At 68.7% G+C, this 20431-nt stretch carries 19 protein-coding genes and 3 pseudogenes; 9 read left to right on the plus strand and 13 right to left on the minus strand.

Annotated features, from left to right (window positions below):
* Positions 1-250 precede the first annotated feature (250 nt).
* Positions 251-1288, plus strand: a pseudogene (locus tag ACWCRD_RS44000) (MFS transporter); the annotation flags it as partial.
* A 194-nt stretch (positions 1289-1482) separates the two neighbouring features.
* On the opposite strand, the pseudogene ACWCRD_RS44005 reads toward ACWCRD_RS44000, so the two are convergent.
* The 4 genes and pseudogenes from ACWCRD_RS44005 to ACWCRD_RS44020 form a co-directional block, all read right to left on the minus strand.
* A pseudogene (locus ACWCRD_RS44005) lies at positions 1483-1628 on the minus strand (cupin domain-containing protein); the annotation flags it as partial.
* A 235-nt stretch (positions 1629-1863) separates the two neighbouring features.
* On the minus strand, positions 1864-3240 hold the full coding sequence (locus ACWCRD_RS44010) for a glycoside hydrolase family 43 protein (RefSeq protein WP_450971300.1): 1377 nt from the start codon (positions 3238-3240) through the stop codon (positions 1864-1866).
* Between the two features lie 89 nt (positions 3241-3329).
* On the minus strand, positions 3330-4898 hold the full coding sequence (locus tag ACWCRD_RS44015; RefSeq protein ID WP_450971301.1) for an alpha-L-arabinofuranosidase B: 1569 nt from the start codon (positions 4896-4898) through the stop codon (positions 3330-3332).
* A gap of 174 nt (positions 4899-5072) precedes the next feature.
* Positions 5073-6500: a glycoside hydrolase family 43 protein gene (locus ACWCRD_RS44020; RefSeq protein ID WP_450971302.1), complete on the minus strand. Its 1428-nt coding sequence runs from the start codon at positions 6498-6500 to the stop codon at positions 5073-5075.
* Positions 6501-6764: 264 nt separating this feature from the next.
* Here ACWCRD_RS44020 and ACWCRD_RS44025 point away from each other — a divergent pair, with 264 nt between their 5' ends.
* Positions 6765-7151: an enoyl-CoA hydratase/isomerase family protein gene (locus tag ACWCRD_RS44025; RefSeq protein ID WP_450971303.1), complete on the plus strand. Its 387-nt coding sequence runs from the start codon at positions 6765-6767 to the stop codon at positions 7149-7151.
* A gap of 12 nt (positions 7152-7163) precedes the next feature.
* On the opposite strand, the gene ACWCRD_RS44030 is transcribed toward ACWCRD_RS44025, so the two are convergent.
* On the minus strand, positions 7164-7385 hold the full coding sequence (locus ACWCRD_RS44030) for a hypothetical protein (protein WP_450971304.1): 222 nt from the start codon (positions 7383-7385) through the stop codon (positions 7164-7166).
* 108 nt (positions 7386-7493) lie between these two features.
* Positions 7494-7724, minus strand: a complete 231-nt coding sequence (locus ACWCRD_RS44035) for a hypothetical protein (RefSeq protein WP_450971305.1) — start codon at positions 7722-7724, stop codon at positions 7494-7496.
* An 84-nt stretch (positions 7725-7808) separates the two neighbouring features.
* Here ACWCRD_RS44035 and ACWCRD_RS44040 point away from each other — a divergent pair, with 84 nt between their 5' ends.
* The gene (locus ACWCRD_RS44040; RefSeq protein ID WP_450971306.1) at positions 7809-8846 is read left to right on the plus strand and encodes a DUF6292 family protein; all 1038 of its coding nucleotides are present in this window, start codon (positions 7809-7811) and stop codon (positions 8844-8846) included.
* A 290-nt stretch (positions 8847-9136) separates the two neighbouring features.
* Here the strand turns inward: ACWCRD_RS44040 and ACWCRD_RS44045 are convergent, their stop codons facing one another.
* The 4 genes from ACWCRD_RS44045 to ACWCRD_RS44060 all read right to left on the minus strand — a co-directional run bounded on the left by ACWCRD_RS44045 (position 9137) and on the right by ACWCRD_RS44060 (position 12167).
* Entirely contained in the window at positions 9137-9742 is a 606-nt protein-coding gene (locus ACWCRD_RS44045) for a hypothetical protein (protein ID WP_450971307.1), read from the minus strand.
* A gap of 672 nt (positions 9743-10414) precedes the next feature.
* Positions 10415-10819, minus strand: coding sequence for an STAS domain-containing protein (locus ACWCRD_RS44050; protein ID WP_450971308.1), 405 nt, complete (start codon positions 10817-10819; stop codon positions 10415-10417).
* 359 nt (positions 10820-11178) lie between these two features.
* A complete protein-coding gene (locus ACWCRD_RS44055) occupies positions 11179-11349 on the minus strand; it encodes a hydrophobic protein (protein ID WP_146464684.1) in 171 nt (56 codons plus the stop codon).
* A gap of 629 nt (positions 11350-11978) precedes the next feature.
* A complete protein-coding gene (locus tag ACWCRD_RS44060) occupies positions 11979-12167 on the minus strand; it encodes a hypothetical protein (RefSeq protein WP_450971309.1) in 189 nt (62 codons plus the stop codon).
* A gap of 452 nt (positions 12168-12619) precedes the next feature.
* Here ACWCRD_RS44060 and ACWCRD_RS44065 point away from each other — a divergent pair, with 452 nt between their 5' ends.
* Both ACWCRD_RS44065 and ACWCRD_RS44070 read left to right on the plus strand, forming a co-directional pair.
* Positions 12620-13831: an NAD(P)/FAD-dependent oxidoreductase gene (locus ACWCRD_RS44065; protein WP_450971310.1), complete on the plus strand. Its 1212-nt coding sequence runs from the start codon at positions 12620-12622 to the stop codon at positions 13829-13831.
* Entirely contained in the window at positions 13828-14733 is a 906-nt protein-coding gene (locus ACWCRD_RS44070) for an RNA polymerase sigma-70 factor (RefSeq protein WP_450971311.1), read from the plus strand. The genes ACWCRD_RS44065 and ACWCRD_RS44070 overlap by 4 nt, the downstream gene beginning before the upstream one ends.
* Positions 14734-15180: 447 nt before the next feature.
* Here the strand turns inward: ACWCRD_RS44070 and ACWCRD_RS44075 are convergent, their stop codons facing one another.
* Positions 15181-16602 carry a M1 family metallopeptidase gene (locus tag ACWCRD_RS44075; RefSeq protein ID WP_450971312.1) on the minus strand — a complete coding sequence of 474 codons (1422 nt, stop codon included), beginning with the start codon at positions 16600-16602 and terminating at the stop codon, positions 15181-15183.
* A 206-nt stretch (positions 16603-16808) separates the two neighbouring features.
* Between ACWCRD_RS44075 and ACWCRD_RS44080 the strand changes: the two are divergent.
* From ACWCRD_RS44080 to ACWCRD_RS44095, 4 genes and pseudogenes are all read left to right on the plus strand, one after another.
* Positions 16809-16922, plus strand: a pseudogene (locus tag ACWCRD_RS44080) (hypothetical protein); the annotation flags it as partial.
* An 11-nt stretch (positions 16923-16933) separates the two neighbouring features.
* Positions 16934-17305, plus strand: a complete 372-nt coding sequence (locus ACWCRD_RS44085; RefSeq protein WP_450971325.1) for a hypothetical protein — start codon at positions 16934-16936, stop codon at positions 17303-17305.
* 20 nt (positions 17306-17325) lie between these two features.
* Entirely contained in the window at positions 17326-17757 is a 432-nt protein-coding gene (locus tag ACWCRD_RS44090) for a hypothetical protein (protein ID WP_450971313.1), read from the plus strand.
* Positions 17758-18063: 306 nt separating this feature from the next.
* Positions 18064-18543, plus strand: coding sequence for a hypothetical protein (locus tag ACWCRD_RS44095; RefSeq protein ID WP_450971314.1), 480 nt, complete (start codon positions 18064-18066; stop codon positions 18541-18543).
* On the opposite strand, the gene ACWCRD_RS44100 is transcribed toward ACWCRD_RS44095, so the two are convergent.
* Positions 18522-18725, minus strand: coding sequence for a hypothetical protein (locus tag ACWCRD_RS44100; RefSeq protein WP_450971315.1), 204 nt, complete (start codon positions 18723-18725; stop codon positions 18522-18524). The genes ACWCRD_RS44095 and ACWCRD_RS44100 overlap by 22 nt on opposite strands.
* Positions 18726-18945: 220 nt before the next feature.
* Positions 18946-20067, minus strand: coding sequence for a PP2C family protein-serine/threonine phosphatase (locus ACWCRD_RS44105; protein WP_450971316.1), 1122 nt, complete (start codon positions 20065-20067; stop codon positions 18946-18948).
* Positions 20068-20431 lie beyond the last annotated feature (364 nt).

A 20431-nucleotide genomic window follows, 5' to 3' on the forward strand; every position in this document is an offset into this window, starting at 1 on the left:
CCTGCTGCGGTTGCTCTTGCTTCCCACCTGGCACTACTTCCTCTGGAACCTCACGTCCCAGTCTCCAGGTGTCCGACATCAAGGGGAAGCTTCAGCCTGCCCCTTCCACACCAAGACGAAGGCGAAGCAGGCCCTCATCAACGCCTGACCCACCCGGGCCGCCCGGAACACCCCTGGCGGCCCGCAACACCAGCGGCTCCCCCTACCTGCTCAAGGGGGAGCCGCCGCTATGCCAACGGGGAAAAACTTCATGCGTACCTCGCCCACACTTCACGCCGGCCGCACCTGGGCACTGGCCGGACTCATACTCCTGACCGTCAACCTACGCGCCGCCATCACCTGCATCGCACCCCTGCTCACCGACCTCCAACACACCTTCCACCTGGGCGCGTTCACCACCAGCCTTCTGACCACGCTCCCGGTCCTGTGCCTCGGCGTCTTCGCCGCCCTCGCGCCACCCCTCAGCCGCCGTATCGGCACCGAAGGCGCCATCACCCTCGCCCTCGCCCTCATCACCACCGGAATCCTGCTGCGCACGATCCCCGCCGCACCGGTCCTGTTCGCCGGAACTGTGCTGGCCGGAGCCGGAATCGCCATCGGAAACGTCCTGCTGCCCGCAGTCGTCAAACAGCACTTCGCACGCCGCGTCGGTTCCCTCACCGCACTCGCCATGACCCTCATGGCCGCCTCCGGCGCCATCGCCGCCGGCCTCGCCGTCCCCCTCGAACGCACTGCGGGGTGGCGCATCGCCCTCGCCGTATGGGCCATCCCCTCAGCCGCCGGAACCATCCTGTGGGGGCCACTCGCCCGCCCCGGAGGCGGAAAACGCCGTAAACGCCCCCGGCGCGCCCACGGCCCCGCCGTCAGCCGCTCACCGCTGGCCTGGGCCGTCGCCGTCTTCCTCGGCCTGGTGTCGCTGACCTTCTACGCCCTGGTGTCCTGGCTGCCCGCCATCATGCAGAACACCGGCGTGCACCCCGCACAGGCCGGAACGATGATGTCGGTGATTCTGCTCATCGGTATCCCCATGGGCTACCTCGTCCCCGTCCTCGCCGCACGTCTCGACGACCAAAAACCCCTGGTCATCACCATCGCCATGGTGAAAATCACCGCACTCACCGGCATCCTCCTCGCCCCGCAGACCCCATGGCTGTGGGTGTCCCTGCTCGGCTTCGCCACCGGCAGCGCCTTCCCCCTGGCCATCACCCTGCTCACCCTGCGCTCCCCGGACCCGCAGACAGCCGCACAACTGTCGGGCATGGCCCAGACCAGCGGATACCTTCTCGCAGGCGCCGGGCCGCTGACGATCGGTCTCCTCCACAGCGCAAGCGGCGGCTGGACCCTCCCGCTGCTGCTCCTGCTCGGCGTGGTCATACCGGAAGCGGCCGTAGGAATCAAAGCGGCACGAAACGGTTTCGTTGTCCCCGCCCCCGACATCCCACTGGACCGCGTCGGCGCTTCTGTGGAGTCATGTGTTGCCGTTCAGGGTTCGACGAAGAAGCTGTCGTGGCGGACGAGGAACTCCGCGAACTCCTCGCCGCCGCGCTGTGCCATCTCCGCGACCTGCTCGAAGTGCTCCTCGCGCGTGCGCCGGGGGAGAAGATCAGCAGCATCGACGCCGGATCGTCCCAGGACCACGGTTTCCTCAAATGGCCTCTACTGAAGAAGCGCTTTCAAGGGATGCCTACGCCGAAGCGTGCAGAGCGGCCGCCGCGTCCGTGAGCTCGAAGAGCGCATCCGCAGCGACCGCTCTCTCGTGCTTCGTTGCGTGGCATCTCGAAGCGTGAAGAGCGGCCGCCTCCGCTGTCCCTGGAAGAACCACAGATCAGCAAGTCGGGTCACAGGCGAGGACAGACGCCAAGCTCAGTACCAGACGAAGAACGTGGCGTCGGCTCTGCCGGTGGTGGTGGAGATCGGGTCGATGCGCAGCACGTAGTCGTAGTGCCGGATGTAGCGGTCCGGGTAGTTGTGGGAGCGGAACGACGACCAGGAAGGGTCGGCGAGCCCGGACGTCTTGTGGAAGGTGGCGTCCTGGGCGAATTTCACGGTGCTGTCGTTGGCGTCCAGTCGCAGCTGGAAGTAGGAGTGCCGCAGGTAGCGGCTTGGATCGGTGACGGATTGGAAGGAGACGGCGGAGGAGTCCGCAAGTCCCGGCACCAACTTCCATTGCGAGTCGGTGTAGGGGTCGAAGGGGTACGGGTCGATGCGGCCGATGGAGTCGGCCTGCCGCCAGTATCTGTCCGGGAAGTTGTAGGACTTCAGCCGGTTCCAGGCCGGCTTTCCCCACTTGGCGACCATGTTGTCGTACACCGTCTGGGGAATCGGCTTGATGTCGGCGTGCTTGGAGTTCAGCGGCTGGGTGTGGACGCGCCGGTCGGTGGCGGTCCAGGTGCCGGTGGAGAGGTCGCTGGTCTGCCAGGTGTAGAACAGCGCGTTGGCGTCGCCCCACAGGTACCAGGTGCCGGCGGCCTGGGCGAGGATCGGGCCCTCGATGCCTCCCGGGGGCGCCAGGCCCGAGGTGAACTGGGTGAAGCTGCCGGGATCGAGCGAGGTGGACTTCGCACCCGTGAGGCTGTTGTGGCCTTTGTAGTACAGGTAGTTGACGCCGTTCACGTCCTTGGCCAGGGTGCCGTCGATGATGTCGTAGCCGGGGTCGAAGAAGACCTGCGGCGAGGTCACGGTCTGGAAGTTCGTGGTGTAGTTCACCATGATCACGTTGTGGCCGCTGCTGTTCACGGCCGAGTAGATGATGGCGTACTGGCCGCGGGAGGCGTCCCAGAAGGCGTCGGGCGCCCAGGTGTGGGTGGCCATGTCGTGCAGTTTCAGCAGGCGGTAGTTGTCGAAGGAGCGCAGGTCGGCGGAGTCCCAGACGTGGATGTACGGGCTCTTCTCGGTCCAGTCGGTGCCCTTCAGGTTGGTCGCCATGACGATGTAGGTGCCGTCCTGCTTGGGCAGGATGACGGGGTCGCGCAGACCACGGTCGCCCGCGGTCGGGGTGACGACGGGGTTGTTCTGGTTCAGCGGCATCCACTGGAGCGCGTCGGTGCTGACGGCGAGGTGCAGGCCGTAGTCCGTACCGAGGTTTCTCGGTGACTGGGTGAAGTAGGCCATGACGAACGGGGAGGTCGTCGCGGCGCTTGCGGACTGGCTGCCGAGGGTCAGCGCGCCGGTCATGGACAGCGGCACGGCCGCGGCCATGCCGAGGAAGAGCCGGCGCGAGGGGAGGGGGGTTGCCCTCATCTGGTGCCTCCGGGGCGTAGGAAGGTGCGGGCGGATGGAGAACCCGTGGGCGGCCCCGGCCAGGAGCCGCCCATGGGTTCCGTCCCTCGTCAGTTCCAGGGAGCCGCGGTGAGCCAGCTGGTGTCCTGGGCCCACGACTTCGTGTTGTCCCAGGCGTTGGAGCCGCCGTTGCCGGCGATGTAGGCCGTGTAGTTGTAGTGGCGGAGGTACTTGGTCGGGAAGTTGGAGGACTGGAAGGACGTGCCGACGCCGCTGTTGCCCGTGGTGGGGCAGAAGGTGGCGTCCTGTGCGAAGGAGCTGCCGCCGTTGTCGGTGTTGAGGTAGAGCTGGTAGTTGGAGTGGCGCAGGTACTGGCCCGGGTTGTTGGCGGACTCGAAGGACAGGCAGGAGGTGTTGGCGAGGCCGGCGCGGACGATCCAGGTGGCGTCGGCCTTGTCGGTGGCCGGGCTGGACGAGTTGATGCTGGAGATGACGACCTTGGTGTCGGTGTCGTCGTGGCGGAGGTAGTGCGAGGTGCAGCAGGGGGCGGTGGTGGCCTGCAGGGAGATCCGGGAGCCGGGCGTCAGCGAGCCGGTGCTGGTCGAGCCGCTGTTGTAGCCGGCGGCGGTGATGTTGGCCTGGACGGCGTTCTCGGTGGCGTCCGAGGGGTAGCCCGAGGTCATGACGCCTTCGTAGAAGGTGCCTTGGCCGGTGTTGCTGTTGTCGCCGCCGATGCCGAGGATGATCGCGCCTTGCTTCTTCATCGGGTTGTAGCCCGTGTCGTTGGGGCGCACGCCGTCGTAGAAGGTGGACAGGCTGCCCGACTGGGCGTTGCCGCCGCGGATGGCCCAGTGGTTCGGGCCGCCCTTGACGATGGCGGTCGTGAACCGGTGGTTGATGGTCGGGTCGCCCGCGTTGAGGCCGCGGTTGACCCCGGAGAACAGGCCGTTCTCCAGGTCGGCCATGATCCAGGGGCCGGTGCCGCTGCCGCGGCCCCAGCCGGTGCTGGTGCCGAAGTAGATGGCCTCCATGGTGCCGTTGCCGTCGTCGTTGCCGGTCGTCTCGGCGTTGCCGTAGTCGAAGCAGCAGCCGCCGTTGACGTGCGTGCCGTCGAAGATGGCGTACATGCCCTCGGGCTGGTCGCCGGTGGCGATGCCGTGGGTGTTGTTGTTGCGGTAGCCGGTGCCGGGGGCGATGTAGACACCGTATGCCTTGTGCCCGCCGACGGTGACCGGCGCCTCGAAGGCGTTGGCCAGGTTGTCGTTGCCGTTCTCCGCCGGACCGGGCCAGTGGCCCCTCAGCGCCTGGGTGAGGTTGTTGTGCTTGGGCGACTGGTCGTAGATGACGGTGATGACGCAGCTGGTGTTCGCGCAGAAGGAGTCCTGCTGCGCGGCGTCGGCGTATCCGCCCGCGCTCAGCAGGCCGATGTCCTTGGTCGCGTTGTCGGAGGCGCGCTTGACCTGGTACAGCGGGCCGTTGTACGCCCCGTACAGGGCGCGGGTGGTGCTGTGCGCGGCGACGCAGGGGGTGCCGCCTGCCGCGTAGATGTCGCATGGCTGCTGGGTGGCGGCCTGCGAAGGGGCGGCCGTGGCGGTGAGCAGGCCGGCGGCGAGGGCGGCGGTGGCACCGGCCGCCAGCAGTGCGCGTCTGACGCTGCGTATCCACGGTGGCTTGAACATGACGGACTCCTTTACAGGATGGGGTGAGGGCGGGCGTGGACGAACCCCCGGTCTCCGCCCGTGCGGACGGTGCGGGTGACGTCGACGCCTCGGTGCCGGTGCGGCTTCGGCCGTGGTCGGCACCGGGTTCGGGGCGGGCTGCTCGTCAGCGCCGGTGTCGGTGTCGGTGTCGGGTCAGCTCGTCACACGGAAGGTGGCGTCGCCGCGTCCCGTGGCGGTGGTGATCGGGTCGAGCTTCAGGTAGTAGGCGTAGTGGCGGATGTAGCGGTCGGGGTAGTTGTACGACTGGAACGACGACCAGGTGGAGTCGGCGAGGCCGGCGACCTTGCGGAAGGTGGCGTCCGCGGCGAACTGGCTGCTGCCGTCGTAGAGGGCGAGCTGGAAGTCGTAGTTGGCGTGCCGCAGGAAGTAGCCGGGGTGGTTCACCGACTCGAAGGAGACGGTGCCGGTGCCGGCCAGGCCGGGCCCGATCCGGAACTGGGAGTCCTCGACGGGGCTGACGTCCGGGTCGATGCGTACGTCGAAGTTGATCTGACGCACGTACCGGTCGGGGAAGTTGTACGACTGCAGTCGCTGGGCCGGGGTGTTGGGCCAGCGGGCGAGTACGCGGCTCTCCTCGGCGGCCGTGAGGGTCATGATCGCGCCGTGGCGCTTCGGGGTGCCGCCCATGTCATAGCTGGTCGCATCCTGAAGCCGGTAGGTGCTGACGTCGAACGGGTTGGTCGTCAGGATCGGCCTGTATTCGCGGAAGCCCTGCGGGTTGTTGTAGTCGATGTAGAGGGCCCACTCATTGCGGTCCCTGAACTGCATCCAGACCGGGCCTTCGACCACATTGCCGGTGAGGCCGATGCTGGAGAGGTTGCCGAGGTTGGTCCACGTCCCCAGGATCGAGTTGCTGCCCTCGACGTTGTTCTGGCCGTCGCCGGAGACCCGCAGGTAGCGGTAGGGGCCGAAACCGGCGGGCACCTCCGTCATCTGGGTGTCGACGACCGGCGTGCTGCCGGGCGGGTCGATCCAGATCTGCGGGGTGGTGATGGTGCGGAAGTCCTTGGTGCGGGCGGCGTAGATGCGGTACTTGAAGATGCCGTTCACCGTGGCGTTCGTCGCCCAGTACAGGACGTAGTCAGTGGTCTCCGGGTTCCAGATCGCCTCCGGCGCCCACGCGTTCTTTCCGCCGGGGATCAGTCCGGCGGCGCCGAGCAGCCACGGCTTCGACCAGGTGACCAGGTCGGTCGACTCCCACACCACGAAATTGGGGCTGCCGTTGGTGTATGTCGAGCCGCAGCGGATGCACAGGTCGGTCGCGATGATCCAGTACTTGCTCCCGTCAGGTGAGCGCACCAGCGCGGGATCACGCACTCCCTTCGTGCCGATCGTGGAGTTCAGGACCGGCGCTCCGCCGTTGAGGTCGTTCCAGTGCAGGCCGTCCGTGCTGTGCGCGAGGTACAGCATCTGACCGGTCGCGGAATCGCCGGTGAAATGCACCATCAGGTAGCCGGGGTCGGCGGCGGCCGCCCGCTGGGGCGTGGTGAGGACTTGCCCTGTGAAGAGGAGGCACGCGGCGACCAATATCACCGTCAGCCGGGCGCGGAGCGCAGACACGGGATCTCCTGTCGTGTGCGGGTGCCACCGCCGGGCGAAGGGGGAGCGGGGTGGCGGGGGACTTGGTCTCGGAGTGGGCGGGACGGGACCCGGCTGCCGCGCGAGCCGGAAGGACGGGATCCGAAGGTCGGTGTATCGCCGCTTCGCCCATGGCGCCGTGGTGACGGCGGGTCAGGGCGCGCGAGCACGTGCGTCCGCCCGTGTGGGGCGGTTGCGACACGGGCCGGGCGTCTGTGTCTCTCAGCGCCCGTCAAGGCGCTTCAGATGGGCGGCACTTCGGACGGAAGCCTTCATGGCCACCTCACTCTTCGTCAGGCGTTGAACGACATATCGAACACTGTTCGGGAAATCGGGCAGAGGCTAGATCGGAAAAAGAGGGCGCGTCAATACATCCGACACATCCGATCCGCCGAACGTACAGATGAGCGATCCGGCACTTTCCCGGCCCCCTGGCCCGGCTCATGCGAGATCACGAAGGCGTTCTGCGCCGGTGGAGACATCCGTACGATCCGCGAGTACGGCCTCGCCGGGGATGCCGAAGCCAGTCAGCGCTTCTTCGCCTCCGAGTACCGGTTCAACGCCCTCGCTAGGCCGGACCTCCTCAGTCGGGCTCCGCAGTGCGGCACGGATCCGCCGCGGGCGGGATGGTAGGCGACCTCGGCGTCACGGTGGAACTGGTCGGCGGTGAGTTCGACGATCCGGGTCAGGGGCAGGGCCGTACAGGCGGACCAGGGCGACGATGATGCGCACGGGCAGGGAAAGGCCGGTGTCGGTCAGGCAGCGCCGCAGTTCGGACTGGTGGGTCGCCTCGTCCTGGAAGGTGCCGGGGAGCTGCCTCGGCCGGTGGTGGATCTCCAGGTCACGGACGATGCGGCGGGCGTGCATCCAGCGGACGAACGGGATGAGGCGGGTGCGCTGGGTCGGATGCGTGCTCGCCCAGGTGTCCAGGTGCGCTTGGGTGAGGTCACGGACGTGCAGGTGCTGGTCGTCGAGTCAGGCGAGGAAGCGGATGATGACGCGGATGCCGGTGCAGTCGCCCTTGTGGGCCGCCAGGCTGTAGCGGCCGCGGGCGGCCCTGCGCCGGGCGTCTTTGACGATGCCCCACTCGGCGAAGGGCCTCACCAGGGTGACGTGGTGCGGCGGGAGTTGGGTGAGTTTGGCGGCCAGCCAGGTCTCCAGCCGGGCGAGGTTTTCCTGCCGTGGGGGCAGAACGCCGGCCGTCACCAGCAGCCCGCGGACGTAGGCGGTGTTCTCATCCCGCCGCGCCTCATGACCCGACCCGCTCCAGCCGCCCCGGAGGTGAGATCCATGCTGCTTGACCCGCCAGTTTGGTCCGGCAGGCCCCAGGGGCTGCCGCACTGGCCCTACGTTCGGGCTGTCGACGAAGCCCTCACCGCCCGGGGCATCCCGCCGGGTAGCGTCCGGGCCGACGTCCGCACCGGCCGGCGTGGCCTGACCACCTACATGCGGCTGGTGTGGAACGTCAGCCGCACCAGCGGCCACGGCGGCATCCGGCTCCAGTGGGAGGAACGCCAGGGCTGGTTCTACGCCCTGCTCGGCATCGGCGACGGGCACGACGTCCTGCTCTGCACCGTGCTCTCCCCGATCGAGACCATCTACGCGACCCCCCCAGGGGCCGTCGCCGACGTGGCGCAGGAACTGGTGCATCACCGGCGGCTCCCCGATACGCGGTGCCGAACGGAGTGGGAGGGCGCGCCAGAAGCCCGTGCGGCCGCCATGGACTTCCGCCGGAACGCCTTCGGCCTGTCCCCGGCCGGGTCCAGGATGGAGCCGAGGATCACGGAGGGGCAGGGCGTGCAGCTGACCATCGACACCCAGACCGACACGTACGAGCAGGCGATCGCGGCCGTGCAGGCCGCCTACGGGTTCAACCCCGCCGCCACAGCTGGCGACTGGCCCAAGGCCCCGGCCCTGGAGCCCCGGCCGGGTCCGGAACAACTCAGCGGTGAGGACCTCTGGGAAGGCTGGACGGACCGGCTGCTGTTCGACACCGTCGCCGCCGTCATGCCCGGCGCCCGCGCCGTGCTGCGCCGCATTGTCGAGCTGGGCGGCACCGCCTCCTACGACGCAGTCCAGGAGCACTTCGCCCGACACCCCGAGACACCGATCGGGCAGGGGAAGATCGGTGGAGTGCTGACCAGCGTCCGCGCCGTACGGCGCCGGGTCGGTCCGGACAACAACACCCGCGTGCTCGAGCTCGACGACCGCGTACGCGTCTACCGGATCGAGCCCGTCCTCGTGGAAGGCCTCCAACGGGCATTCGATCTCGCCGACGCCCGGCCCGACCTGCTGCGCCAGGAGCCCGCCGCCTCCAGCGGTCAGTGACCTCTGAGACGCGGCAGGCCCGCACTGGCTGTGTACGCGAGTCACGTCGTCACTTCGACACGACTCCGGGCGTCGCAGGCCCGTTCGGGGAGGCGATGTACGCGACTTCGGGCAGCACCCGCTCCCGGGAGCGGGGCAGTCGGCAACGGCACGCCCACGGTCAGCTACCTCCGCCCGTAGCCAGCGCCTTTGTCCTCAGCCCGTGCGGAGCCGCACACGCCCGACGGAGCTCGCCACGCACATGGCGCACCGGCCGGCACCCGCGGCCGGGACTGCGGCTTTGGTCCGGCCTAGTTGAGGTTGTCGCCGGTTAGCGCGTCTCCGGCGACGGGAGCGTGAACGGCGGCGCGCAGCGCGCCGATGGACGAGTCGCTGATCGAGACGAACAGCCTGTACGGCGGTTGCCCGATGACGGTGTTGTGGGCATCGATCGGTCCAGAGAGCCCCTTCTCGACTTGCAGGGCGTCGATGCCGGGGCACACGGCCGCCAGCGGCAGGGTCAGGTCGGCGGTCACCTCGTCGCCGGAGCGGACGGCCAGCCGATGGTCAGGGCCCGTTGTTGCACCGTGCAGGCTCACCGGCAGCCCGTGCGCACCGGCGACGAGCCCGTGCGGTCCCTCGATCTCCACGGCCACCCCGTGCGCCCCGATCGGCTGCGCCAGACTGAGCGCCTGCGACGTACCGGGGCCCAGCCCGAACGAGATCGAGAACGTCCACTGGTGTCGGTACGGTCCGGTCACGCCCGTGAGACCGTCCCCGCCCCCATAGGACAGCAATGCCAACTGCGGGCCTGGCACCCGACGGCCGCTCAACGCGGCGGCAGCCGCGGCGTGCGCGCCGGGCGGAACCGGGAAGAAGTGGTAGCCCTTGGCCCCGCAGTGGTCCCCGTCCGACATCCCACCACCCGGCAACGACACACTGTGCAGCGAACCGGTGCCCATTGACCCCGGGGGGAGCCCGTCCGGCTCGCCCAGAGCTCCCCGCCGCGCCTGCGCTGGACTCCCCCATGACCACCAGAGCACGAGGAGGACACCGACCGCGGCGCCCACGATCCACGGCACGACTCTGCGCACCTGCCGATTCATCCCGTTCTCCTCCCGCTCACGGCCGCCGCGGAGGCTATCGCACGGGAGTGCGCGTATCGTGCGGGAGGGTACGTCAGGCCGTCGGAAAAACCTTTCGCGCTGCTGCCCATCGTCGTGAACATCCGGAGAGCGCTGACGGCCGTAGTGCCTCTTGAACTGCTGTCGAAGTGCTGCTCCCTGCCGCGTACGAAGCCACCCGCACCGAGTGCGTTCGGCGCGGACCCGCCCGAAGCCTACTGTTCCCGACCTTGGCCGTCGTCGCCGCGCCGCGTCCGCAACTGATCGGCAGCGCCGCCGGGTTGGAGGAGTGGCGTAAGGCCCCTGTGCCGTGTTACCGCCAGGGCAACGACGAGTCAGCCAGCCACGTCGAGGTAGTCGATCAGATGAATCTCACGACCAGCGCCTGTTCGCGTAACTCCTCCCCCAGCGGGAGGAGTTACGCGGAACAGGCCCTGTGTGTATCGTCCGACTCTGGTTGATCTGCTATCGAGCCGCCTTGCCCTTCGTGGTGTTCACGGTCTCACCGCCTTGACCGAGGAGCGCTTCACAGGCCGCCTCCGCGCTGTCGAATATCCGGCAGCTCATGCTGACCCCGGTCAGGTCGAGCAGACGTCGCACCACTTGACTGGGGGCGGCCAGGCACACGGATCCGTCGATGCTCCGAACCTCGTTTATGGCTCGTATGATGACGCCCAGCCCAGAGGAGTCCATGAACGGTACTTCCGCCAAGTCCAGCACCAGGTGACGGCGCCCATGCACTACCTGGCCCGCGAGCTGGTGCTGCAGGACGAGGCCCGTATCGACGTCCAGCTCCCCACTGATGGTGATGATCGCGGCGTCGGAGCTGAGCACTGACACCTCGACACTCAGACCTGCTGGCTCGGTCACTGTCCCTCCTTGAACGGGGTATACACGGCAGCAGCCCTGCTACCCCGTCCGACTACCTTCATCCATGAACTGCGATGGGCCGTGGCCTGAGGGGGCCGTCGGCGATCGGACGGAACACCCGGCGTGAGGTCAGTGGCTGGAGGCGATACGCATCGGCCCGGCAGACAGGAGGAGCAGGGTTCCACTGCTGAGCCTGAGGGGCCGGTGCATGACTCACGTATCCTGCGGTGCGCCCGATAGGCCGGATCTTTCCCAACTGTCGCACATGGACTTCTCTTTCACGCCGGTGGGCCCGGCCGTAACGGCCGGGCCCACTCATGGCTCGCGTGGCGCGCGCTCCTCGCGCCGGTGTCCTTCGTCTACCAGCGGTACCAGCGGCCCTTGCGGCCTGCGCCGTCCGCGGAGCGGACGACGAAGCCGAGCAGCCACACGACGAGCACGATCACCGCGATCCACCACAGTGCCTTGAGGGCGAAGCCCGCGCCGAAGAGGATCAGAGCCAGCAGAAGAACCAGAAGCAGGGGAACCATCGATATCAACCTCCTGGCAACCGGATGCCCTTACTTCAGACCTACAAGCACACAAAACAGGAGTTACTTCCAAGGAATGAGGGGCATACACGCGCCACACGCCGTGGACGGTTCCCCCTTTCCTGCACCTCACACTGCGCGCATCACTCAAAGCCATGCCGTGGCCCTGGGTCGTGACGCTCCAACTCCGGGCAGACGTAAGGACCCTGACAGGAACGATCTCGCGACAGAACTACATGGGCCAAGGAAACGCATTCTCCAGAGCAGTACGGGGTGAGATGGCGCCTCATCTACGCCGACGGTTGGACCGTCCTGCTGGTGCCACCGCCTCGTGTGGTGCGCGACGCGAGGGTCAGGGATCAGGTCCGCCGGCCATCCGCCGCTGAAGGCCCCGATCGTCGTGCCCGCACCCATGCCGGACGAGGCCCAGCTCATCCCTTCCGCGGCACCGGTGGTCCGGCGGCCGAGGAGGGAGAAACCGGAGCTGAAGGAAGGGGCCGCGCCGATGCCGGCCAGGAAACAGGGGCCCATCAAGGGCAGGTGGGAACCGACCAGGGGGAGGAGCAGGCCGCTGCCGGTCATCCAGGTCATGGCGGGTACGAAGACCTGGCGTCTTCACTCCGTCGGGCCTACGGCGTACCGCCCTGCTGACGGCTCATCCACTCCCCGATAGCCCGCTCGGGCCTGGCGAGTTCCTCGGTCGGGATGAACTGCAGCAGCTCGGTGCCGGCGTCCACGTACGGCCGGTGTCCCGGCGGCTGATAGAAGGCGTCACCGGCCTTGTGCACCTCCTCCTGGTCCCCGGAGGTGAAGCGCACGCGTCCGCTGCGCTCTCCGCGGGACTGAGCGTCACCGGGTTTGCACCCCCCGGGGTTCTGCGGAGGTGCCCCAGCGTGCGCGACCTTGAGCAGGTCGTTGACCTGACCGCGCCGGAACCGCCTTCTTCCGGCACTTCCCCGACAAGCGCGAGCTGCTGGTCGCCGGAGAGGAGACGCTGAGCCGACTGCTGGCCGAGGGGATCGCCGACGCGACTGCGTGCAGCGAGCGCCTCGCTGGGCTGACCGGCATCCTCGCCCGGCGTTCACGGAACTGCGGCCAGACCCTTGAAAGCCCCACTTGCGCTCTTCGCCCCCAGCTGATTGCGGGCTGAACGAGAAGGTGCACCCTCCACTAAGACGACTGTGGCATGCATCACATCGATCTCATGTCACGGACTGGCTCGCAGCCTCCATCCACTGGTCGTCAAGAGCGAGTGGAGGAAGGCAAAGCGATGAGTGCACGGCACGAAACCGGTACGGAGACCACCACGCACCGCGTTCTGCTCCTGGGCGCGGGTTATGCGGGCATGTCCGCGGCCATCCAGCTCGCGTCCCGGCTCAAGCGGCGCGAGGACGTGCAGGTGACCCTGGTGAACGCGCATGAGCGGTTCACCGAGCGGCTGCGGCTGCACATGACGGCGACCGGGCAGCAGCTTGCCGAGCTGAGCATTCCGGAGGTGCTGGAGGGGACGGGTGCGCAGTTCGTGCGTGGCCGGGTGACGGCGGTGGACGCGGACGCACGGACGGTGCGGATCGACGACGACCGGGTCCTGCATTACGACACGCTGGTGTACGGATTGGGCAGCGTGTCCGACACGACTGGGGTGCCGGGCGCCGACGACCACGCCTACACCCTCAACAGCCCCCAGGACGCCGAGGCGTTGGCCGACCGGCTGGCGCGGCTCGGCAGCGGCACGGTGGTGGTCGCCGGCAGCGGGCTGACCGGGATCGAGGCGGCCGCGGAGATCGCCGAGCGGTACCCGGAGCTGAACGTCGTACTGCTGGGCCGGGACGAACCGGGTGCGTCCATGAACCCGAGGGCCAGGACGTACCTGCAGTCGGCGCTCGACCGCCTCGGCGTCGAGGTGCGTAGCGGCCTCGAGGTGGTGAAGGTGCTGCCCGGGTCGGTCGCACTGGCGGGCGGGGAGAGCATCGCCGCCGATGTCGTCCTGTGGACGAGCGGTACGCGGGTGTCGCCATTGGCAGCCGCCGCCAAACTGGCCGTAGACGAACGCGGCCGTATCGTCACCGACACCGCGCTGCGTTCGGTGTCGCACCCTGAGGTGTACGCCATCGGTGACGCCGCGGCGATCCGCCAGGGTTACGGCGTCATGCACGGCACCTGCCAGGGCGGGATGCCGACGGGCGTACACGCCGCGGTGTCGATCGTCCGCACACTGAAGGGCAAGCGACCAAAGCTGTTCCGCTTCGGCTACTACCACACGCCGGTGAGCCTGGGCCGGCACGACGCCGTGGTGCAGTTCACCCGCCCCGACGACAGCCCGCGGCGAATTCATCTGACTGGCCGGATGGCGGCCCGCTATAAGGAGACGGTGACTGCCTCGCCCTGGCCGACCTTCGGCCGCATGAAGAAGATGCCCGCCTCGGGCGCGTTCTGGCCGCACGGCGGCCGCTTCACCCGCCGCGCCGAGCGTGCCGAGTGAGCGCCGACCAGCAGGTCTTTCATGAATACCGCAGGCTTCTGTTCTCCGTGGCCTACCGCGTCCTCGGCTCCGCAGCCGACGCCGAGGACGCGGTGCAGGACGCCTGGATCAAGTGGTCGTCCGCCGACCGTGCCCAAGTAGCTGATCCCAAGGCGTACTTGACGCGGATCGTGTCCAACCTGGCGCTGGAACGCCTGCGTTCCACCCGGCACAAGCGCGAGACCTACGTCGGCCCATGGCTGCCCGAGCCCATCCTCACCAGCGGCGACACCGCCGATGCCGTCATGGACGCCGAGTCGGTGTCGATGGCGATGCTGGTGGTGCTGGAGACGCTGAGCCCGCTGGAGCGCGCAGTCTTCGTACTGAAGGAGGTCTTCGGCTTCAGCCACGCCGAGATCGCGGAGGCGGTGGAACGGTCCGAGGCGGCGGTACGACAGGCAGCGCACCGCGCGCGAGAGCACGTACGGGCCCGCAGACCCCGGTTCACCGCCGACCGATCTCGTCGGCGCGAAGTCACCGAGCGGTTCTTCGCCGCCGCGACCGGTGGTGACATCAACACTCTGATGGAGCTGTTGTCCCCGGACGTCACCCTGTGGACCGACGGCGGCGGCAAGGTCCGTCAGGCACTCAAGCCGGTCGTGGGGGCAAAGACGGTTGCCTCGTGGTTCGCGGCCATCGGCACGGTCACCTACCAGGGTGTTCAGCCCGCCGACATGCGCGCCGAGCTGGTCGAGATCAATGGCGGCCCGGGCATGGTGTTCAGCGCCCCGAACCGGGTGATTGCCACGGTCACCTTCGACTTCGACGCCGACGCTCGTATCACCGCCATCCACAACGTCGCCAATCCCGACAAACTCCAGGCCATCACGGACGGCACGGCCCACGACGTCACGACGCGGTGAGCGCCGGGCGGGAATGACCCTCGGACGGCAGCCGAGGGCCGGCCTGGAAAGGTCGGCTCACCCTTTGACCGCTCATGGTCGCGACCGCTGGGCCGGGCGGACCCGCTTCGTCGACAACAGCCGGCTCGCGGGGCGAGAACAAGACATCGGGGACGGTCGGCGCGGTGTCGGCGAGTTGGCCCAGAGGGCGCGGGATGAGCGAGGACGAGGGGGCAGGCACGGTCTTCCGTCGTGGTGATCAGGGACTCGACACCTCATGATCACCGGAAGTCGTGCCTGCCTCCGCGTCAGCCCCCGCCGACCACCCCGCAGTCCTGCCCCAGCTCCTGAAGCCCCATCAACCCGGATGCACCGCCGGAACGACGCCGCCCTGCCCGCGTACCCCGTCGGTCACCGGCATCGTGGCGCCGACGGGGTACGCCCGTCACCCGCGAGCGGAGTACGACTTCAGCGGATGCGGTGCTTCTGCCAGAAGGGGCCGAGGTCCCTGTGCGTCATCGACTGTGCGGCCTTCTTGAAGCCGGCGGTGGTGGAGACGCCGTACCAGTGGTCGTGGGCGTACTTCTTGATCAGGCGCGCCATGGTGCCGGCCCCGAGGACGTGCTCCAGGTCGGCCAGGACGCAGGGGCCGATCCCGTACACGACCTGGAAGTACTCGCCACGGTGTGTAGACCAGTAGGCCATCGAGTTGGTGAGCGCGGCGGTGGCGCTCGGCCAGGAGCCGTCCGGCGAGCACTCGAACCCGTCCCAGCGGTAGTAGCGCGCGTTGGCGTACTGGGCGAAACTCTCGTCCAGCCAGGGTGAGTTGTACTCGTCGTTGCCCACGATGCCGTACCACCACTGGTGGGCGATCTCGTGGACGGTGGCGCCGCCCTCCTCCTCGGTGCCGAGGATGACCAGGCCGGGGTACTCCATGCCGCCGGCGAACCCGGGGGTCATCACGAGGTCGATCTCGCCGTACGGATAGCGGCCGAACTCCCTGCCGAACCGGTCGATGGCGGCGACGCCGTCCTTGCGGTTGAGGCGGACACCGGCGGCGGGCGTGTTCGGCGACCAGTACGACTTCACGCGCACGCCGCCGGGCGAGGTCTGGGTCGCGGTGCGGAACGGGCCCGCCGCCCATGCGAAGTCCCGCACCCGCTTGGCGACGCTGTGGGTGACCGTACGCCCGGTACCGCCGGGGCGGGTCCATGTGCTGCCGGTCGCCGGGACCTTGAGGGCGGAGGGGTGGTCGAGGCGCACCCGGAAGTCGCTCGCCAGGGTGTAGAAGCTCTCGCCGTACGACACATACGGATCGAGGTGCCACCCCTTCGCGTCGTGCACGGCGAGGACCGGCAGCGCGTTGCCCAGGAAGCGGAACGCGCCTTCGCGGCCGAAGCGGTTGTTGCGTGCGGGCACGGTGAGGGCCACGTCGAAGGAGACGGCCGTCCGCTCACCGCGTGCGAGCGGCCTCGGCAGAGCGATGCGCAGCGCCGTGCACTTCACGCCGGGGCGGCCCGGAGTGCCGCCGCGCACGTGGGAGACGCGGACGGGGGACGGTCTTCCGGATGTCCCGCAGCCGTCCTCGCCATTGCCCCACAGGCGTATGTACACCTCACGCAGGGGCCGGCTGGAGGCGTTGCGGAAGGACACCGTCTGCCGGCCCGCCCAGTGGGTGCCATCGGCGTCGGCGCGCAGCTTCACGTCGTAGCTGGGGCGGTCGGGCGTCGCGGGTTCGGCCGCGCTCACCGCGGCGCCGGGCGCCGGGCCGGACGGCGTGCCGGCCTCGGCCACGGTGGAGCCTGCTGTCGCGAGCAGCGCGAGCAGGGCGACCAGCAGACGGCGACCGGTTCTTGAGGGGCCCGTGGGCGACGAAGGCAACGAAAGCATGGCAGACGACATGACAGATGACATGCCAGCGGATCTTGTCACAGGGTTCCCCACGGCCGACACAGGCCCGCGAAGAGAGGAGGTCGGCTCCGCTTGGGCGGCGAAAATGCCAGGGTACGCAGGGGATGTTCGCTGTACGTTGGCGCACAGCAAGGATCCCGGTTCAACCCATCCGCAGTTCATCCCCTTCCACGAGGCCTGGCCACGTGTTCCTGACCATCACCACCACCGGCACCCCCGAACGACCCGCGACCGACCTCGGCTACCTGCTGCACAAGCATCCCGACAACGCGCAGACGTTCTCCACCTCCTACGGCACTCTGCAGGCCGCATGCGCGCCACCGTGCGTCGTGTCCTCCAACGCATCGACGGCGACGCGCTGGATACAGCCGTCGGAGGTTGGCTCGCCGGGCGCGAACGCGCCGCCGGCCAGGAGGAGAACGACAGCGACCGGCGGCCCCTGCCCTCCCTCGCCGTGGACGGCAAGACCGTGCGCGGTGCCCGCCGCACCGACGGCACCCAGGTCCGTCTGCTCGCCGAGATGACGGGGACCGGCCTGGTCACCGCCCAGCGCGAGGTGGACGCCACGACCAACGAGATCACCGTCTTCCAGCCCCTGCTTGCCCCGCTCAACCTGCACGGCACGGTGGTCACCTTCGACGCCCTCCACTCGCAGACCGCCCACGCCTGCACCAGTGGCTGAAGGCCCTGTCATGGCGGGAAGTGCCACTCCTGGACAAGATGCGGGCCACCGCGCACGGCCGCGACGAGATCCGCCGGATCAAGGCCGCCGCCGTCGCCGGGATCGCGTTCCCACACGCGGTGCAGGCCGTCCAGATCGTGCGCCGCCGACGGATCGTCACCACCGGCAAGGTCACCCTGGAACGCATCCACGGGGTGACCGACCTGACCCCGGAGCAGGCCGACGCAACCGAGATCGCCCGCCGCGTCCGCGGCCACTGGGGCATCGAGAACAAGATCCACCACGTCAGGAACACCACGTACGCCGAGGACGCCTCCCGCGTACGCACCGGCACCGCTCCACGTGCCATGGCATCCCCGCGCAACCTGGCCATCGGCTTCTCCGACTCGCCAACCAGACGAACATCGCCGCTGGACTCCGCCACCACACCCGCGACGCCAACCGTCCACTGATCACCCTCGGCATCATGTGATCAACCAGGACATACCACCTGAACGACGCGACCCTGCCCCATCACGGGTTGAGACTTCGAATACCCCCTTCAACGGCACGGGGGCTTTGTATGGTGCGGCCCTTACTTCAGGCTCGCAAGCGTCCCCCGATCAGTGGCCGGCGGAAGACGCTCCATGAACACAAAGGAAACCGGAATCCACGGGCTGGTGGTCATTCGGGCGAGCGGACCGCACACCACCCGATGGAACTGCACTGACGGTATTTTGAGCGGACATCAATCTGGCATTTTCAGGGGGTAGTTGGTCATGCGCAGAATCGTGAAGCTCAGAACCATGGTGATGGCAGCCATCGCCATGGCCGCCCTGGGAGCGACTTACGCGGGAGCCACTGCGAATGCCTCACAACGAGTCGCCGCGTCCGCCGCTCCAGGCGATGTCTACAAGGCGACGGCAGTGCACTCCATCGGGACGACGGACACGCAGGTCGTCGCTCTGTCGCTTCCTGCCGGGACGTACACCCTGACCGGTTCCGCCTTCCTCATTTACGCCGACAAGGGGAATTGCAGGGTCACCGGTGGGCCCAACATGGCCACGCCTCGCGGCAGCGGCTACAACGAGGCGTCGCTGAGCGCCACGGGGACGGTCACCCTGGCGGCGGCGGGAAAGGTCCAGTTGCTGTGCAACAGTGAGAAGGTCCTTGCCGCGCCACAGGATCCCGCGGCCAACGGCACGCTCGTGGCCACCAGGGCCGGCCTTTTCGCCGATCAGGGAACCGGCGCGCAGTAGTCCCCGGGCGCCGCAGCCACACTCCAGCCACGCGCCGGCGCGGCGGTGTGACCCGGAGGCCGGCGCAGCAGGTGCAGACAGATGGCGGCGGCGACGACGGTCCGCCGATCGCCCGCCTCCAGGCGGGGGTCCATGTCGACGACGTACTGCTGCAACCCGATCCACGAGTCGACGGTGCTCACCGTGACCCGACCGAAAATCCCCTGTGTGGGCACTCCTTCCGGGGACGGTCTCGGTGCGCTGCCCTTGGGCTTACGGCAGCCCGGGCCGGGTGGGGAAGAGGAGGCGTCCCTGGTCCGTCCGGAGCCTGAGCTGCAAGAGTCCGGGGGCGCCCGCGCGGCCGACCTCCCGGTGCGCGGCGCCGGTGAATCGGAACTGGGTGCGGGCCCAGGTGGCCGGGGTTCAGACGGCCAGGCGGCGAATGGCGACTGCGGCCGCGTCGTCGTCGAGGTGTCCGTGGACGTGGGCCAGCAGGTCCTCCTGGAGGTGGCGCAGGAGTTCCTCGGGGTCGTCCTTGGTCCACTCGGGCGCCCGTTCGGTGAAGGGATAGAACAGTCCGTCGGCGTTGCGTGCTTCGATGACGCCGTCTGTGTACAGGAGCAGCAGGTCGCCGACCTCGAACGGGAAGGTCTCGACGTCGTAGGCGGTGATGCCGAAGACCCCGCCGAATCCGATCGGGAGGTGGCTCGCCTCGGCCGTGAGGAGGGTGAGCCGAGTGCCGCGCAGGAGGAGCGGCGGTGGGTGCCCGCAGGTGATGAGGTGGACGACCGGATCGTGGTCGGGGATGTCGAGCAGTGTGGCGGTGGCGAAGTCCTCGTGGGTGTCCTGCTCCGCCGGTGGTCGCCACTGGCTGGTGTCCCAGCGCAACGCGGCGTCCAGGTGGATGGCGAGGCGGGGGAGGGTGGCCTGGCGATGGGCGGCCGCGCGGAAGGCGCCCAGCAGCAGGGCGGCGTTGTTGATCGCGGCCAGGCCACTGCCGCGTACGTCGCCGATGAGGAGCCGGGTGCTGTGGTGGGCGGTCCGTGCGGCCGCGTAGAGGTCTCCGCCCAGCTCGGCTTCCTCCTCGGCGGGGAGGTACAGGCCGGCGATCCGCAGTGAGCCGGCGTGTGCGGGCAACGGTTGCAGCAGCACGCTCTGCGCCGCCTCGGCCACCGACCGCACCTGGTGCAGTTGGCGCTCACGCCGGTCCCGCACCACGCAGATGGTGACGCAGATGCCGGAGACGACGATCAGGGCGGCGATCTGGGCCTGGATGTTGGCGGCGGGCAGGACCCCTCTGAGTGCGCCGATCAGCACCTGGGCTGCCACCGCGAGAGCCCCCATCAGTGCCGTCATTCGGGCCCCGGCGAACGCCACTGTGATCGCGGGTGCTGCCACCAGCAGCGGACCGAGGTGGATGTGCGGCGGAGACAGTACATCGACTACACAGACCGTGACGATCAGCCCCAGTGGGATGGCGAGAAGCGCGGGTGTGTGCCCCGGCTGCCAGGAGCCTCGGATGTCCGGCCGTGGTCGAAGGGCCATGACCTAAGCGTCTCACCTGCCTCCCCATACGGAGATGTGCCCGCCGCTTCGAAGCCGAGAGTGGAGAGGAGCATGCCGCGGTATGGCGGATCATCGCCTCGATCGACACTGTGCCTTGGCCGCGAGGTTCGACAAGGTCGCCGTCCGCCACGAGGCGAGCGGGCTGGTTGTGGCCCTTAACCTGCGCGTTTCACTTGCCCCGGTATCGACTACGTGCTGCTCCTGCTCGCCAAGGACCCCACCCACCGGCCCAGCGCCGAGCAGGCAGCCGACTGGTTCGCCCAGCATCACCGGACGCCGGCCCCGGCGAAGCCGGAGGCCACCGCCGAAATGCCCGCCCTGCCGACGGCTGCGGCACCCGTCC

The sequence above is a fragment of the Streptomyces sp. NPDC002092 genome (assembly GCF_053593775.1).